The 15,686-nt window shown below is 72.4% G+C and carries 16 protein-coding genes and 1 pseudogene; 6 read left to right on the top strand and 11 right to left on the bottom strand.

Annotated elements, in window-relative coordinates; translation table 11 throughout:
- Nucleotides 1–90 precede the first annotated feature (90 nt).
- Nucleotides 91–1,296, top strand: coding sequence for an MFS transporter (locus tag FM051_RS39075; protein ID WP_158852167.1), 1,206 nt, complete (start codon nucleotides 91–93; stop codon nucleotides 1,294–1,296).
- A gap of 5 nt (nucleotides 1,297–1,301) precedes the next feature.
- Here the strand turns inward: FM051_RS39075 and FM051_RS39070 are convergent, their stop codons facing one another.
- Genes FM051_RS39070 through FM051_RS39060 form a run of 3 tightly spaced genes read right to left on the bottom strand, consistent with a single transcriptional unit; the run spans nucleotide 1,302 to nucleotide 3,181 of the window.
- Nucleotides 1,302–1,574 carry a hypothetical protein gene (locus tag FM051_RS39070; protein ID WP_158852166.1) on the bottom strand — a complete coding sequence of 91 codons (273 nt, stop codon included), beginning with the start codon at nucleotides 1,572–1,574 and terminating at the stop codon, nucleotides 1,302–1,304.
- Between the two features lie 58 nt (nucleotides 1,575–1,632).
- Nucleotides 1,633–2,601, bottom strand: coding sequence for a CU044_5270 family protein (locus tag FM051_RS39065; protein ID WP_158852165.1), 969 nt, complete (start codon nucleotides 2,599–2,601; stop codon nucleotides 1,633–1,635).
- Nucleotides 2,594–3,181, bottom strand: coding sequence for an RNA polymerase sigma factor (locus FM051_RS39060; RefSeq protein ID WP_158852164.1), 588 nt, complete (start codon nucleotides 3,179–3,181; stop codon nucleotides 2,594–2,596). The genes FM051_RS39065 and FM051_RS39060 overlap by 8 nt, the downstream gene beginning before the upstream one ends.
- A 148-nt stretch (nucleotides 3,182–3,329) precedes the next feature.
- On the opposite strand from FM051_RS39060, the gene FM051_RS39055 reads away from it, so the two are divergent.
- Entirely contained in the window at nucleotides 3,330–4,019 is a 690-nt protein-coding gene (locus FM051_RS39055) for an LmbU family transcriptional regulator (protein ID WP_274383861.1), read from the top strand.
- Nucleotides 4,020–4,090: 71 nt separating this feature from the next.
- On the opposite strand, the gene FM051_RS39050 is transcribed toward FM051_RS39055, so the two are convergent.
- The 3 genes from FM051_RS39050 to FM051_RS39040 form a co-directional block, all read right to left on the bottom strand.
- The gene (locus FM051_RS39050; protein WP_158852245.1) at nucleotides 4,091–5,107 is read right to left on the bottom strand and encodes a hemolysin family protein; all 1,017 of its coding nucleotides are present in this window, start codon (nucleotides 5,105–5,107) and stop codon (nucleotides 4,091–4,093) included.
- Between the two features lie 14 nt (nucleotides 5,108–5,121).
- Nucleotides 5,122–6,459, bottom strand: a complete 1,338-nt coding sequence (locus tag FM051_RS39045) for a hemolysin family protein (protein ID WP_158852163.1) — start codon at nucleotides 6,457–6,459, stop codon at nucleotides 5,122–5,124.
- A gap of 151 nt (nucleotides 6,460–6,610) precedes the next feature.
- The gene (locus FM051_RS39040; RefSeq protein ID WP_158852162.1) at nucleotides 6,611–7,651 is read right to left on the bottom strand and encodes a LacI family DNA-binding transcriptional regulator; all 1,041 of its coding nucleotides are present in this window, start codon (nucleotides 7,649–7,651) and stop codon (nucleotides 6,611–6,613) included.
- Nucleotides 7,652–7,771: 120 nt separating this feature from the next.
- Between FM051_RS39040 and FM051_RS39035 the strand changes: the two genes are divergently transcribed.
- Genes FM051_RS39035 through FM051_RS39025 form a run of 3 tightly spaced genes read left to right on the top strand, consistent with a single transcriptional unit; the run spans nucleotide 7,772 to nucleotide 10,856 of the window.
- On the top strand, nucleotides 7,772–8,911 hold the full coding sequence (locus FM051_RS39035) for a Gfo/Idh/MocA family protein (RefSeq protein ID WP_158852161.1): 1,140 nt from the start codon (nucleotides 7,772–7,774) through the stop codon (nucleotides 8,909–8,911).
- A complete protein-coding gene (locus FM051_RS39030) occupies nucleotides 8,908–10,026 on the top strand; it encodes a dihydrodipicolinate synthase family protein (protein ID WP_238412968.1) in 1,119 nt (372 codons plus the stop codon). The genes FM051_RS39035 and FM051_RS39030 overlap by 4 nt, the downstream gene beginning before the upstream one ends.
- A complete protein-coding gene (locus FM051_RS39025) occupies nucleotides 10,023–10,856 on the top strand; it encodes a sugar phosphate isomerase/epimerase family protein (protein ID WP_238412967.1) in 834 nt (277 codons plus the stop codon). The genes FM051_RS39030 and FM051_RS39025 overlap by 4 nt, the downstream gene beginning before the upstream one ends.
- Here the strand turns inward: FM051_RS39025 and FM051_RS39020 are convergent.
- The 3 genes from FM051_RS39020 to FM051_RS39010 all read right to left on the bottom strand — a co-directional run bounded on the left by FM051_RS39020 (nucleotide 10,853) and on the right by FM051_RS39010 (nucleotide 13,815).
- A complete protein-coding gene (locus tag FM051_RS39020; RefSeq protein WP_158852159.1) occupies nucleotides 10,853–12,220 on the bottom strand; it encodes a Dyp-type peroxidase in 1,368 nt (455 codons plus the stop codon). The two genes, FM051_RS39025 and FM051_RS39020, sit on opposite strands and share 4 nt — an antisense overlap.
- Before the next feature lie 27 nt (nucleotides 12,221–12,247).
- Nucleotides 12,248–12,616 carry a hypothetical protein gene (locus FM051_RS39015; protein ID WP_158852158.1) on the bottom strand — a complete coding sequence of 123 codons (369 nt, stop codon included), beginning with the start codon at nucleotides 12,614–12,616 and terminating at the stop codon, nucleotides 12,248–12,250.
- A gap of 158 nt (nucleotides 12,617–12,774) precedes the next feature.
- On the bottom strand, nucleotides 12,775–13,815 hold the full coding sequence (locus FM051_RS39010; RefSeq protein WP_158852157.1) for a serine hydrolase: 1,041 nt from the start codon (nucleotides 13,813–13,815) through the stop codon (nucleotides 12,775–12,777).
- 98 nt (nucleotides 13,816–13,913) lie between these two features.
- Here FM051_RS39010 and FM051_RS39005 point away from each other — a divergent pair, with 98 nt between their 5' ends.
- Nucleotides 13,914–14,621 carry an SDR family oxidoreductase gene (locus tag FM051_RS39005; RefSeq protein ID WP_158852156.1) on the top strand — a complete coding sequence of 236 codons (708 nt, stop codon included), beginning with the start codon at nucleotides 13,914–13,916 and terminating at the stop codon, nucleotides 14,619–14,621.
- On the opposite strand, the gene FM051_RS39000 is transcribed toward FM051_RS39005, so the two are convergent.
- Together FM051_RS39000 and FM051_RS50165 are read right to left on the bottom strand one after the other, a co-directional pair.
- Nucleotides 14,575–15,540 carry a helix-turn-helix transcriptional regulator gene (locus FM051_RS39000; protein WP_238412966.1) on the bottom strand — a complete coding sequence of 322 codons (966 nt, stop codon included), beginning with the start codon at nucleotides 15,538–15,540 and terminating at the stop codon, nucleotides 14,575–14,577. The genes FM051_RS39005 and FM051_RS39000 overlap by 47 nt on opposite strands.
- A 19-nt stretch (nucleotides 15,541–15,559) precedes the next feature.
- Nucleotides 15,560–15,686, bottom strand: a pseudogene (locus FM051_RS50165) (IS630 family transposase); the annotation flags it as partial.

The raw sequence follows: 15,686 nt of genomic DNA, 5'->3' as shown, positions 1-15,686 counted from the left end.
TCGGCTGACCGCGAGACCGGGGGGGCCGGCTTGGTCACCCGCGCTGAAAACGTCTGGGCGGCGTCACCCTCTGCTGACAAGGTGTTGACCATGTCCAGGGGGTGGGTGCGGCTACAGGCCGTCGTGGTGTCCGGTTCGGTGGCCGAAGGCCTGATGTTGGCGGTGGTGCCGTGGATCGCGGCGACGATCACCTCCGATCCGCGTCAGTTATCGCTGGTCAACGTGGTGGGCCAGTCGCCGTGGCTGTTGTTCTCGCTGTTCGCGGGTGTGCTGATCGACCGGGCGCGGCGCAGCACGGTGCTGGCGTCGGCGTACGCGGTGCAGGGGTGTGCGGCGTTGGCGCTCGCGGTGGCGGGTGCGACGGACGCGTTGAGCCTGCCGTTGCTGGTGGTCGTGGCGTTCGTGGTGACGTCGGCGCAGGTGCTCGGTGACGGTGCGACCGGCGCGTTGATGCCGGAGGTGGTCGAGCCGGAGCGGCTGGCCACGGCGAACACGCGGCTGATCGTGATCGATCGGGGCGTGGTGCAGTTCGTGGTGCCGCCGGTGGCCGGTTTCCTGGTCGCGTTCGGTCTCGGCACGCCCGCGTGGGTGGCGTGCGTGGCCGCGGTGGTCGCGTTCGCGTTGGTGCGGGGTCTGCGGTCGGCGCAGGCCACGCCGTCGGCCAAGCACCCGTTGCGCGATATCGCCGAGGGGTTGAAGTTCCTGGTGGCCACGCGGCTGCTGTTGTCGATCACGATCGCGGTGGCGCTCGGGTCGTTCGCGGCGAGTGCGGCGATCGCGATGTTCGTGCTGTACGTCAAGGAGGAGTTGGGGCTCGGGTCCGTCGGGTACGGGGTGATGCTGGCGTGCACGGCGGCCGGGTGGGTGCTGTCGTCGTTCGTGGTGGGCCGGGTGGTGGGCAGGCTCGGCTACGCGTGGTCGATGCGGCTGGCCCAGGCCGGCATGGTGGTCACGCTGGCGCTGATCGCGGTGCTGCCGCCGTGGGCGTGGGCGATCGGGGTGGTGTCGCTCGTCCAGTCGGCGATCGTGATGGTGTGGAACGTGTGCTCGCAGTCCAGCAGGCAGCGCTTCACGCCGCCCGCGCTGCTCGGGCGGGTGCTGACCAGCCACCGTGCGCTGGCCTGGGGGCTGACCCCGCTGGGCGCCCTGGCCGGTGGTTTCGTGGCCGCCGGGTTCGGGCTGCGGGCGGTGTGGGTGATGGCGGCGCTGATCCAGGTCCTCGCCTTGGCCACCGCGTGGCTCGGGTTGTCGCCACGGGCGTTCCGGGAGGCGGAGGCGGTCGCGGCGAGCCGCTGAACAGGTCAGAGCGGGGGGATCAGGCCGGGGAACTTGCGGGCACCGTTGCAGTGGGGGCATTCCCGGCCGTTGTCCACGGTGCGCGGCGCGCCGCCGATGACCGCCGACGTCGGGTTGGCGATGAACCCGGCCCCGCCGCACAGGTGGCAGATGGTGCGGGGCTCCGAGGTCACGCCGAACAGGTCGTCCTCGTCCTCGACGTCATCCTCGTCGAACCCGTCCTCCTCCTCTTGGGAGTCGAACTCGTCCTCGTCGTCGTCATCCTCATGCGGATCCACGTGACCAACCGTAGTCGGGTGGGGCCGCGTCCCGGCGGACCGGCCCCACCCGCCGCGGTCAGGGCCGCTGCCCCGGCTGGTCCACGATGGCCTGCGCCGCGATCGCGTCGAAGTTCGTGCCGAGCAGCTCGTACGTGGTCGGGTCGAACACGATCACCACCGGCGTGGCCTTCGACGACGACCCCGGCGGGGTCGGCCAGGTGATGCCGATTCCCGGCCGTCCCGCGCCGTCACGCGCGTCCTGCACCACGCTCAGCCCCGGCACGCGCGCCGCCGCCTCGTACAGCGCGGCCCTGGCGAGCGGCGGCAGGTAGGACTCCCTGATCAGGCCGAGCACGTCCTTGCCGCGCGCGTTGACGCTGCCCGGCTCGCCGCTGGCGTTCGCGTCGAGGTAGGCCAGCATGCCGTCCACGTCGGTGGGCAGGTCCGACCGGTACGCCGGGCGGGGCTCGCACGGCTCGGTGCCGAGCACCACCTCGGGGTCCTTGAACACGTCCATCTGCCCGTCCTTGCACCCCGCCATCCGCGTCGTCGAGCTGTCGTGGTTCTTCAACAGCCCGTCGCGGGTGCCGTCGACGGACAGCCAGATCTCCCGTTCCCCGGCGCCGCCGGCGGGGCCGCCCGCGAAGGTGCTGCGGGTGTAGACGAACTGGTCCGGCCGGGGCGGCGCCGTCGGGTCGGCACGGGCCGTTTCGGCGGCGTAGCCGAGCAGCCGCACCGCGTCCGTCACCGGCTTCACCTCAGCCGACGACGCGGACGGTGACGGTTGCGACGGCGCGGTGGCCACCGCCTGCCCGCCGGTGGCCGGCTGACCCGCCGGCATCAGCGTGATCGTCGCCGCGACGGCCGCCGCCAGCCCGATCGCCGACGCGCCGACCAGCGCGTACCGGGACCGCCGCTTGCGCAGCCGCACCGGCCCCCGCCCGGAGATCCCGGCCAGGAACGCGGCCCGCGCGGGCGCCAGCGCCGCCTGGTCCGGCAGGGGCGTCTCGTCGCCCAGTTCACGCACCAACTGCAGTTCATCCATTGTTCAGCAACTCCTCGACCTCGGTGGGGTTCTGCCCGCCCAGCGCCTGCCTGACCTTGCGACGGGCCCGGTGCAACCGGGACCGCACCGTGCCGACGGGGATCGCCAGCGCCGCCGCGACCTCCTCGTAGCTCAGCTGTTCCCACGCGACCAGGAGCAGCACGTCCCGGTCCTCGTCGGACAGCCCGCCCAGCGCGCCGGCCAGCATCGACCGCATGGCGCGGGCGGTCACCTCGGCGGCGACGCGGTCCGCGTGGTCCTGCTCGGCGGCGTCCGCCTGGCCGGCGTTGTCCGACGAGCGGGCCTGGTAGCGGCGTGCCTCCTGCCTGCGGTGCTGTCCGACGAGGTTGGTCGCGATGCCGTACAGCCACGGCCGGGCGTCCGGTCGGGCCTGGTCGTAGCGCTGCCGCTTGTCGAACGCGGTGAGGAACGTCTCGGCCACGAGGTCGTCCGCGACCTGCGGGCCGAGCCTGCGCGCGAGGTATCGCTGGATGTGCGGCGCGTGCCGGTCGAAGATCGCCGCGAAGGCGTTCGGCTCGTGCCGCGACCGGTCGATGATCTCGGCGTCGGTGGGTGTCATGGTGGCCTTTCCGGCTGTTCCCGGGTGAAGGGCGGTCGCCTGTTGTCCACCGACGGGCCCGATCGGGTTCACGGGTGTGAGCGGAAGTTGACCGGTGTGTGAGGCCCCTGCGGTAGCAATGACATCCAAAGCGGATCAGGGGGAGCAAGTGGACAAGGTGAAAGCGGTGCAACGCCGACGTCCCGTCGGCGCGGCCGAAGGCCGGATCCTCACCACGCCGGTGGGGCTGGCGTTCCCGCGGGACGTCACGTTCGAGACGTGGGAGCAGGCGGGGCAGCGGATCTCGCGCATCGCCAGCTCCTCGGCGTGGTACCTGGGCGACTGGCTCGTCTTCGGCCAGGACAAGTACACGGACCGGTACCGGCGGGCGGTCGAAGCTGTGGGGCTCGACTACCAGACGCTGCGCAACTACGCGTGGATCGCGCGCAAGTTCGAGGCGTCCCGGCGCCGTCCGGGGCTGCCGTTCCAGCACCACGCGGAGGTCGCGGCGCTGCCGCCCGAGGAGCAGGACAAGTGGCTGGACCTCGCGGAACGGGAAGGCTGGTCGCGGACGGCGCTGCGGCGGGCGCTGCGGGACAGCCGCGACCCCGGCTCGAAGGTGTTCCGCGCGGTGATGCCGCGGGTCAGCGCGGACACCGAGGCGGTGGACCGGTGGCGGCGGGCCGCGATGGCCGCCAACGCCGATTTCGAGGCGTGGATCGTGGCGGCCCTCGACCGCGCCGCCGACCAGGACCTGGAGCTGGTCAGCGTGCCGCCGCTGGCGGTGTCCGCCCAGGAGAGGCCCACCGACCGGGAACGGGAGCTGGTCGGCCTGCCCGCTGTGCGGCCGGCGTCATGATGTCCTGGCGACGCCCCTAGGCGGACGACGGTGGTGCGGGTGTCGGAATCACGACACCCGCACCACCCCGGTCACAGCTCGCGACGGACGTGGGTGCCGTCGCGGACCGTGCCGACGTACTCCTCGACCAGGTCCTCCAACGCCACCACGCCGTGCACGACACCATCGGCGGACACGGCCTGCGCCAGGTGGCTCTGCGAACGCCGCAGCGCCGCCACCGCGTCGTCCAGGCTCGCGTCCACCGACACCTGCGGCAGGCCGCGCACCCGGTTCGGCGGCACCCGCGTCGACGGGTCCGCGTCCGCCAGGTCCAGCACGTCCTTGACGTGCAGGTACCCGATCAGCCGGTCGTCCTCGCGCACCGGGAAGCGGGAGAAGCCGGTGGCCGACACGGCGGCCTCCACCTCGCCCATGGTGGGCCGCACGGACACCGACGTGATCCGCTCCAACGGCACCAGCACGTCCGCCACGGTCCGCTCGGCCGACGACAGGGTCTGCGCCAGCCGCCGGTGCTCGGAGTCCTCCAGCAGGCCCTCCTGCCGCGACTGCCCGATCAGCAGGGCCAGCTCGTCCCGGGTGTACGCGGACTCCAACTCGTCCCTCGGCGTCACGCCCACGAGCCGCAGCACCGCCGTCGACGCCACGGTGAACCCGCGCAGCAGCGGCGCGACCAGGCGGCAGAACCACAGGTGCGCGGGCACCAGCAGCAGCGCGGTGCGCTCCGGCCCGGCGATGGCCAGGTTCTTCGGCACCATCTCGCCCAGCACGGTGTGCAGCGCCACCACGATGATCAGCGCCAACGCGAACGCCACACCGTGCAGCACCGCGTCCGGCACGCCGATGCCGTGGAACGGTGCCTCCAGCACCGCCGCCACCGCCGGCTCGCCCAGCGCGCCCAGGCCCAGCGAGCACAGCGTGATGCCGAGCTGCGCGCCCGCGATCAGCAGCGGCAGCTCGCGGCCCGCCTTGATCACCGTGCGGGCCCGGGTGCTGCCCTGCTCGGCCAGCGCCTCCAGCCGGTCGCGGCGGGCGGTGATGATGGCGAACTCGGCGCCGACGAAGAACGCGTTGCCCGCCAACAGCAACATGATCACCAGGACGCTCACCGCGACACCCCCGACGCGTCGACCGCGGGATCGACCCGGGCCACCCGCAGCTCGGCCACCCGGTGCCGGTCCATCTGCACCACGGTGATCCGCCAGTCGTCCACCCGGATCTCGTCACCCGCGTCGGGGATGCGACCCAACCGCGCCAGCACCAGGCCCGCCACGGTCTCGTAATCGCCCTCGGGCATCCGGAACCCGGTCGCCTCGGCGACCTCGTCGTCCCGCAGCAGCCCGGACACCAGCCACGCCTCGCCGCCCAGCCGCCGCACCGGCGACGTCTCCCGGCGGTCGTGCTCGTCGCGCACGTCGCCGACGATCTCCTCGACGATGTCCTCCAACGTGACCAGGCCCGCCGTGCCGCCGTACTCGTCCACGACCAGCGCGGTCTGCAGGCCGGAGGCGCGCAGCCGGTCCAGCAGCGCGTCGCCCTCCAACGTCGCGGGCACCGTCTGCACCGGCCTGGTCAGCGCCGACACCGGCGTGGTCGCCCGCTGCGACCGGGGCACCCCGAACGCCTGCTTGACGTGCACGATGCCGCGCACCTCGTCCAGGTCGCCGTGGTACACCGGGAACCGGGAGAAGCCTGTCTTTTGCGCCTTCGCCACCAGGTCCAGCACGGTCGCGTCCGCGCGCAGCGACTCGACCCGCACGCGCGGCGTCATCAGCTCCTCGGCGGTGCGGTCGCCGAACCGCAGCGAGCGGTCCAGCAGGGTCGCGGTGCCGGGGTCGATGGTGCCGTGCTCGGCGCTGGAGCGGATCAACGCGCCCAGCTCCTGCGGCGACCGGGCCGACGCCAGTTCCTCGGCGGGCTCCACGCCGAGCCTGCGCACGAGCCAGTTCGCGGTGCCGTTCAGGCCGGTGATCAGCCACCGGAACACGGCGGAGAACCCGGCCTGCACGCCCGCGACGGCCCGTGCGGTCTGCAGCGGCCTGGCGATGGCGAGGTTCTTCGGCACCAGCTCGCCGAACACCATCGACAGGGCCGTGGCCAGCGCCAACGCGATGGTCAGCGCGATCGGCCCGGCCGCCGACTCCGGCACGCCCAGGCCGGTCAGCCCGGGTGAGACGAGCTCGGCGATGGCGGGTTCGGCGATGTAGCCGGTGATCAGCGTGGTGATGGTGATCGCCAACTGGGCGCCGGACAGCTGGAACGACAGCGACCGGTGTGCCTTCTCCACCCGCCGCGCCTTGGCGTCGCCGACCTGGGCGACGTGCGACTCGACGGTGCTGCGCTCCAGCGCGGTCAGGGAGAACTCGGCGGCGACCGCGATGAACGTGCCGATGGTGAGGACCACCACGGCGCCGAGGCCGAGAACGCTGAGAAGGATGGTCATCGGACCCGCCTACGGCGGGTCGGGCGGGGCTGGCAGCCGGGTATCGGACCCGGCTCGGTACTGCAGCCCGGGGACTGCGCGTCGCGCACGGAAGGGATCACTCCTCGTGAGGGGTGGTCGAACGGGGTCCAGTTTAGAGCGTAACCGCCGGTCAGCGCAGTCCGGTACCGCTGGGCGACGAAGTGCTGGCCCGCAGCACGACCTCGCCCGCCACCCGGACCGTGCGCGGGCCGTCCGCCACGTCGTCCAGCACCAGCCGTGCCGCCCGCTCGCCCATGTCCTCCAACGGCAGCCGCACCGTGCTCAGCGCCGGCACCAGGTCGCGCAGGGTGGGGATGTCGTCGAACCCGGCCACCGAGACGTCCTGCGGCACCCGCAGCCCGTGTTCCCGCAGCGCCGCCATCGCACCCATCGCCATCACGTCGTTGACGACGAACACGCAGGTCGCGCCGGTGCGCGCGGCGATCAGGTCGGCCACCGCCGCGTAGCCGCCGTCGCGGGTGAAGTCGCTGCCGATGATGTTCGCGTCGGGCAGCGCCAGGCCCGCGTCGGCCAGGCCGGCCTTGAACCCGGACACCCGGTCGCGCGCCACCAGCAGGTCCGGCGGACCGCCCAGCACGGCGAACTTGCGGTGGCCGAGCGCGGCGAGCTGACGGGCCAGCGCCCGCGCGCCGGCCCGGTTCGAGGGCACCACGGTGTCCGCGCCGAGCTTGGCCTGTGAGACGCACGCCACCCGGCCGCCCTGCGCGGTGAACGCGGTGATCTCCTCCGCGAGCCGCTGCGATGCGTGCCGGTCGGTGGTCCGGCTGCCCGCGATCACCACGGCGCGGGCCCGGTGCGCGCGCAGCGTGTTGACCAGCTCCACCTCGCGGCGCGGGTCGCGGCCGGTGGTGCCGAGCACCACGACGAGGCCCGCGTGCTCCGCGATCCTCGTCACACCGGCGGCGATGCTGGAGAAGTAGGGGTCCGCGATGTCGTGCACCACGAGGCCCACCAGCACGCTGGAGTTGCGGGCCAGCGCCTGTGCCGACGCGTTGGGCAGGTAGCCGAGCTCGCGCGCGGTGCCGAGCACCCGTTCGCGCAGCTCTTCGCTCACCTGCCGGGTGCTGCCGTTGAGCACGCGCGACGCGGTCGCGAGTGACACACCCGCGAGCTTCGCCACTTCCGCCAGCGTGACCTGCCGCGACGCCAACGCCGCCTCCTTCGCCCGTCCTGGTCGGGGAGAGTAGTCCGCCGGGGTGTTGACGTCCCGGAGGAGCCGACCGTAGCGTGTTGGAAAGCGCTTTCCACATCACTTGAGCGGGGTGTACGCATGGCGGTGCGCACGATCGGCGTCGCGTTGAACGGGGTCACGGGGCGGATGGGGTACCGGCAGCACCTGGTCCGGTCGATCCTGGCCATCCGCGAGCGCGGCGGGGTCAGGATCGGCGACGACGTGCTGGTCCCCGAGCCGCTGCTGGTCGGCCGCAACGCCGCCAAGCTGAAGGAGATCGCGGAGCGGCACGACCTGCCGCGCTGGACCACGGACCTGGACGCCGCGCTGGGCGACCCGGATGTCTCCGTCTACTTCGACGGGCAGGTCACCTCGGCGCACGTGGCCGCGTTGACCAAGGCGATCGACGCGGGCAAGCACGTCTACAGCGAGAAGCCGGTCGCGGCGACCCCCGAGGAGGTGCAGGGCCTGGCCCGGCACGCCGACGCGGCGGGCGTCAAGCACGGCGTGGTCGCGGACAAGCTGTACCTGCCGGGCATCCGCAAGCTGAGGCGGCTGCTGGACGGCGGGTTCTTCGGCCGGGTGCTGTCGGTGCGCGGCGAGTTCGGCTACTGGGTGTTCGAGGGCGACTGGCAGAGCGCGCAGCGGCCGTCGTGGAACTACCGCGCCGAGGACGGCGGCGGCATCGTGGTGGACATGTTCTGCCACTGGAGCTACCTGCTGGAAGGGCTGCTCGGGCCGATCGAGGCGGTGACCGCGCGGGCCGTCACGCACATCCCGGAGCGGGTGGACGAGAACGGCGCGCCGTACGCGGCGACGGCGGACGACGCGGCGTACGCGATCTTCGAGATGGCCGGCGGCGTGGTGGCGCAGGTGAACTCGTCGTGGGCGACGCGGGTGAACCGCGACGAGCTGGTCGAGTTCCACGTGGACGGCACGCTGGGCAGCGCGGTGGCCGGGCTGCGCAACTGCAAGGTGCAGTCCCGGGCGATCACGCCCAAGCCGGTGTGGGACCCGGACGTGCCGTCGTCCATCGACTTCCGGTCGCAGTGGCAGGAAGTGCCGGACAACGAGGTGTTCGACAACGGGTTCATGGTGCAGTGGGAGGAGTTCCTGAAGCACGTCGCCGTCGGTGCGCCGTACTCGCACGACTTCCACTCCGGGGTGCGCACGGTGCGGTTGGCCGCGCTGGGGCTGGAGTCCTCGCGCACCGGTCGGCGGATCGAGGTGCCGGCGTGACCTCCGTGATGTTGCCCGGCCGGGACGGGGCGTTCCGGAAGCACCGGCTGCGTTCGCCGCGGGTGTGGGAGAAGGGGCCGTTCGAGTCGCGGGTCGCGTTCGCGGCGGCGCACGTGGTGGCCGACCCGTTCGGCGGCAACGTCCCCGGCGCGCCAGCCGTGCTGGACTGGGACGCGACGCTGGCCTACCGGGTGCGGTTGTGGGAGCACGGTTTCGGCGTCGCCGAGGCCATGGACACCGCGCAGCGCGGCATGGGCCTGGACTGGGACACGGCGTTGGAGCTGATCCGGCGCAGCGCCGCGATCGGCGGCGGCCGGTTGTCGGCGGGCGTCGGCACCGACCACGACACCGCGGACCCGTTGACGGCGTACCGGGAGCAGTTGGCGGCCGTCGTCGAGGCGGGCGCGCAGCCGATCCTGATGTGCAGCCGGAAGCTGGCCGCGGCGGCGCGTGGGCCCGAGGACTACCAGAAGGTGTACGGGGCGCTGCTGGAGGAGGTCGACCAGCCGGTGATCCTGCACTGGCTGGGCACGGCGTTCGACCCGGCGCTGGAGGGCTACTGGGGTTCGTCGGACGTCCCCACGGCGACCGGGCACTTCCTGGACCTGATCAAGGCGTACCCGGACAAGGTGGACGGGGTGAAGGTGTCGCTGCTGGACGCCGCGCACGAGGTGGAGTTGCGGCGGGCGCTGCCCGCCGGCGTGCGGTGCTACACCGGCGACGACTTCAACTACCCGGAGCTGATCGCCGGGGACTCCGTCGGGTACAGCGACGCGCTGCTGGGGATCTTCGACGCCATCGCGCCGGCCGCGTCCACCGCGTTGCGCGCGTTGGACGCCGGTGACCTGGTCCGGTACCACGAGGTGCTGTCGCCGACGGTGGCGTTGTCGCGGCACCTCTTCGGGACGCCGACGTACTACTACAAGACCGGTGTGGTGTTCCTGGCCTGGCTGGGCGGGTTCCAGGACGCGTTCGGCATGGTCGGCGGGTTGCAGTCGGCCCGGGACGTGGTGCACCTCGGTGAGGCGCTGCGGTTGGCGGACCTGGCCGGGCTGCTGCCCGACCCGGACCTGGCGGCGGCGCGGTGGGGACGACTGCTGGACGTGCTGACGTGAGGCTGTCGCTGAACCAGGCCACCGTGAAGCGGGCGTCCGTGCCCGAAGTGGTCGAGGTGTGCGTGCGGAACGGGATCCCGGCGGTCGGGCTGTGGCGCGACCCGGTGGCCGAGTACGGGCTGGAGCGGACGGCTTCGCTGGTGGCGTCGGCCGGGCTGGAGGTGTCGTCGCTGTGCCGCGGCGGGTTCTTCACCGGGCTGGACCAGCGGCTGGACGACAACCGGCGGGCGATCGACGAGACCGCCGCGCTGGGCGCGCAGTGCCTGGTGCTGGTGCCCGGCGGGGTGCCGGACCGGGACCTCGTGGCCGCCCGTGCGCGGGTCGCGTCGGCGTTGGAGGTGTTGGCGCCGTACGCGGCTTCGGCCGGGGTGCGGTTGGCGTTGGAGCCGATGCACCCGATGTTCTGCGCCGACCGGGGCGTGGTGTCGACGTTGGGGCAGGCGTTGGAGTTGGCCTCGCCGTACCCGGACTCGGTCGTCGGCGTGGTCGTCGACGCCCTGCACGTGTGGTGGGACCCGGCGCTGGCGGTCGACGTGAAGCGGGCCGGCTCGCGCATCCACTCCTACCAGGTGTGCGACTGGGTGACGCCGCTGCCGGCCGACGTGCTGCTCGGGCGCGGGCTGCCCGGTGACGGGCACATCGACCTCGTCGGGCTGACCTCGCTCGTCACCGACGCCGGGTACACCGGGTACGTCGAGGTCGAGGTGTTCAACGAGGAGGTGTGGGCGCGGCCGTTCGACGCGGTGGCGGCGGACCTGGTGGCGCGGCACGCCACGGGGTGGGAGCCGGTCGTGGACGGCGGCCACGACCGACTCCCGGTCACCCCTTAACGGGGCAGTTCCCGGCCCGCGGCGAGCAGGCGCAGCGTGCTCACGGACGGCACCAGCGCGTACAGCGCACCGGTGGTCCGCACGAAACGGGCGAACGTCAGACGGGTACCGGCCACGGTCGCACGGCCGTGGCCGCCGATCACCGGGTCGGTGCCCGTCGGCGCGCCGCGCTCGCCCGCCGCGAAGTCCGGGTTGCCCGCCCACGCCTGCTGGACGAACTCGAACTGCTCCTCCAGCGACGTGCAGTGGGCCACGAACACCAGGCCGCACTCGCCGTCGTCGGTCGGGCCGAACGGGATGCCCCGGCGCAGGATGCGGTGCTGCCGGGGCGTCCGGTGCGTGAACGACCTCGGGTTGGTCTTGCGGATGTGCGCCGAGCACGGTGTCGTCGTGCCACTCGGGTCGTCGGAGTAGTCGAAGTCGTTGAGGCCCGTGTCGGCGAGCGGTCGGCCGTCCTTGTGGCGGCCGATCAGCTTCGCGCCCATCTCCACCGGGCCGGTGTTCGCGCGTTTCGCGTGGTCCTCGACGGCCCGGTTCCAGCCCTCGACGTCCTGGGTGAGGCGGCGGATCACCTGGATCGAGCCGTCGGTCAGCCAGGCGGCGGCCTTCGGGCGTTCGGACTCGGTCGGGTGGCCGAAGACGAACTCGCCCGGGTTGACCAGCAACGCGCCCGCGTGGCCGAGGCGGTGGCCGGGCCTGTCCAGGTCCTCCTGGTGGAAGTCCCGGATGCCGGGCTGCGAGATGCCGTCCTTGTAGCCGAAGTGCTCGCGACCGCGCCGGCTGCCGGGGAGGGTGTCGCCCTGCTGCTCGTGGACCACCGTGACGCCGAGGAGGGTGTCGAGCAGGTCCAGGGTCTGGCCGGTGCTCGCGAGGCGGTCCGCCGAGTCGGACGCGACCGTCACCACGGCGTGGACGTGCTGGTCCGCGCGACCGAACAGCCAGTTCCGCGGCGCCGAGTCGCCGGTGTCGCCGTTGGCCGGGGCCGCTTGTTCGGCGGTGTGCGGGAAGTGGTCGCGGAGGTCCTGTTCCGTCGCGTCCGGGTTGATGCTCAACGCGACGACGCCCTCAGGGGTGAGGGACACGTTCGTCCACGTGGCCCGCATGTTGGCCGGGTCGTTGCCGAACATCGTGCGGGCGAGGGAGAACGCCTCGTTGAAGTCCTCCACGTCGGCCGTGACGGCGATGTGGCCGAGCAGGGCGGCCAACCAGGTGCGGGCCGCCTTGGCGTCGGTGAAGCGGACGAAGCGGAACTGCTGGTGGTCCTTGTTGAACGCGGCCAGCACGTTGCCCTGGATCTCGCGGGACCCGCGCAACGGCAGACACCCACTCTGCCGATCGGCGTGCAGGTGCAGCAGGTCGGTCATGCCATCACCCCCTGCCCTACAGGAGGCTCACCCTGCGCTCTGGATACGTCGCTGTGCGTTGGACTGTTCGACAGGCGTCGTTGCCGCATCGAGCCACACCAGGTGCGCGCGCCGCGTCCCTGTCGACCGGGAGCTGATCTCGAACAGGGTGCGTGCCCTTTCGGCGCTCTGGGAGCTGAGGTGGAAGCCGCCTTCCACGGAGTCGACCTCGGCGCGGTCCTCGAAGGCCACGCCGTAGCCCGCGACGCGGGCGCCTTCCCGCTCGCCGTACTCCTCCACGACGGCGAACAGCCGTGGGGCCTCGTCCGCCGCCAGTTCGTGCACCAGCGCGGCGAACTCCTCCTCGCCCAGCGGTTCGATCGTGGTCGGTACTGCGTGCTCGGCCAGGTCGTTCACGCGCTTTCCCCTCGATGCTCTGAATGAGTTGTCCGGCGGATTTGCCGAGGATGCGTAGAGGTGGCGCTGGTGGGTGAGAGGTCGCTACGCACACGCTGAAGCCCGCCCCCTGGCGCGTGGGGGCGGGCTTCAGCGTTGGTGCTACTAGAACAGCGTGATCAGCCGCCGTTGCCGGGGCGGTACGGCTGGACGCGGTAGGTGTGCGGGGTGTTGGCGGTGATGCGCAGCACGGAGTCGTACAGCGTGCGGCCGAGGGCGGCGCGGGCGCGCAGGGCCGGGTGGGTGGCGCTGTAGTTGTCCGCGTTGGCGGCCTGGTTGCCGCTGTACTGGCCGGACGCGAACAGCGCGTACGTGATGATCGGCTTGCCGTTCGCGTCGAACACGATGCCGGCCTCGTTGCGGCCGTCCGCCTCCCAACCGGCCTTCGTGGCCACGTTCAGCCGCTCCGCCGACGACAGGTTGAGCCTGATCCCGTCCGTGAACGAGGTCAGCGACCGCAGCACCGTGAACAGGTGCTGGGTCGACTTCGCCGACAGCAGCTCACCCGCCGCCAGCCTGCGCAGCATGGTGAACGTCTCCCGCGCCGTGGTGGTGCCCAGGTAGAACCGGTTCGGGTTGGCGACCGGCACGACCTGCGTGTGCACGAAGCCCTTCGAACGCAGGATCTCGTTCAGCTCCGCCGCCGGCACGACCAGGCCGCACAGGCGCACCGCGGTGTTGTCCGACACCGTGAGCAGGTTCGCCAGGGCGTGGCCCACGGTCACCGAGCTCGGGTAGCCGCCGTCCAGGTGGAAGATGCCGTCGGTGTCCCGGATGACGATGGCGTCGGTGACCTCCACCCGCTGGTCGAGGCTGATCAGGCCGCGGTCGACCTTGTCCAGCAGGGCCACCGCGACCGCGATCTTGTTCACGCTGTACGCCTCGACGACGCGGTCCGCCTCGACCTCGACGGCGGGCTTGATGACGCCGTCGGTGTTGGCCACGCCGATGTACGACGACCACGTGCCACCCGCCAGCGCCGTGTGCAGCGAGTACTTGAACGCGATCTTCGCGCGGGCCAGGTCGGCCGTCGTCGGGATCAGCGCGTCCCAGTCCGCCTCGGTGGTCTGCGCGTGCGCCGTCCCGGTCGCGGCGCCCAGCACTGCGGTCGCCGCCGCCGCCGAGCCCAGTCCCAGCGCGAACCTGCGGTTGATGTTCATGTGCCCCCAATCAGTGGATACACCCATACGACGCCACGAATGGCTCTGGCGTTGCGCCGATCCGGTGAATTCGATCTAACCAGCGGTAATCTCCGGGCATGGGACTAGGGGTGTTCCTCATCACGGGGGCCAGTCGCGGCATCGGCGCGGCGACCGCGCGGCTGGCCGCCGAGGCCGGGTACCGGCTGGTCCTGACGGCCCGGGACACGTCGTCGCTGGCCGAGCTCGCGGCCCGGTTGGGCGGCCCGGACCGGGTGTGGGTGGCCTCGTGCGACGTGCGGGAGTTCGACCAGCTCGCGGCACTGATGGGGCGGGTCGAGGAGGAGTGGGGGAGCCTCGACGTGGTGTTCGCCAACGCGGGCACCAGCGTGACGACCTCGTTCACCTCGACCGACGGCCCGCCGCCCGCCGAGTGGAGCGACATGGTGCTGACCAACGTGTGCGGGCCCGCGTTCACCGCGCGTGCCGCGATGCCCGCGTTGATGCGCCACGGCGGGCACCTGGTGCTCACCGGGTCGGCGGCCGGCCGGGGTGTGCGGCCGGGGAGCCTCTACTCGGCCACCAAGTGGGCGGTGACGGGGTTGGCGCAGGCCATCCGCGCCGAGTGCGTCGGCACGGGCGTCCGCGTCACGCTCGTGCAGCCGGGCCTGACCGACACGGGCGGCATCCCGCCGTCACGGATGGCCGACCCGAAGCTGGCCCCCGAGGACGTGGCGCGCGCCGTGCTGTACGCGGTGAGCCAGCCGCCGACAGTGGACGTCAACGAGATCCTGGTGCGCCCGGTGGGGCAGGACGCCTACCGGTGAGCCTCGACCCGACCTCCCGCAACGCGGCCAGCAGCTCCGGTGACGCGTCGAGCGTGTAGTCCGCGCCGAGCAGCAGCAGGTCCGCGGCCACGTGCTCGATCGCGTTCGCGCCCAGCCGCACCCGGCACGTCCGCTCGTCGACCGCCTCCACCCGGCCCGGCAGCGCCACCACCAGCCGCGACCGGACGACCGCGGCGGGCGCGTCGACGGTGGCCGTGCAGGTGAACCGGTAGGGGGCGGTGGTCAGGGACCGCGCCACGTACTCGGCCGGGTCGGAGGGCAGTTCGCGGGGCGTGAAGCGGCGGCCGGTGGCGCGTGGCGCGTCCATCCGGTCGACCCGGAACGTCCGCCAGTCCTCCCGTGCCGGGTCGTACGCCAGCAGGTACCAGCGCCGGTAGGCGGTCACCAGGCTGCGCGGCTCGACCCGGCGCTCCTCGCCGCGGTGCGTGAACGCCACCACCTCGTGGTCCCGGCACGCCGCCGCCAGCACGCCCAACGCCGCCGGATCGGACACCGGGCCGTCCACCGTCATCACCGCGATCGCGTCCCGCACCGCGCCGATCCGCTGCCGCAACCGCGCCGGCAACACCTGCTCCAGCTTCGCCAACGCCCTGGTGGACGACTCCTCGATGCCGTTCACGCCCGCCGCCGTGCGCAGGTCGACGGCCACCGCCACCGCCTCGTCGTCGTCCAGCAGCAACGGCGGCAGGTTCCGGCCCGACGCGAGCCGGTAGCCGCCCGCCGTGCCGGTCGTGCCGTCCACCGGGTAGCCCAGCTCGCGCAGCCGTTCGATGTCGCGGCGCACCGTCCGGTCCGTCACGCCCAGCCGCTCGGCCAGCTCCGGCCCCGTCCAGTCGCGCCTGCCCTGCATCAGCGACAGCAGGCGCAGCATTCTCCCCGGCATCGTCATCACGGACATGCTATGTCCTAAAGGACTTCTAGTGTCCTGAGTCGTTGATTCGTTGGCAGTACCGAGCAAGGTTGTCGAGGATCTCGTCGGCGGTCTTGGTCCAGACGAAGGGCTTGGGGTCGTCGTTCCAGGCGTCGATCCAGGCTTCGACGTCG

This window comes from Saccharothrix deserti (assembly GCF_009769385.1).
GTDB classification, from domain to species: domain Bacteria; phylum Actinomycetota; class Actinomycetes; order Mycobacteriales; family Pseudonocardiaceae; genus Actinosynnema; species Actinosynnema deserti.
This window is presented reverse-complemented; position numbering and strand designations above follow the sequence as displayed.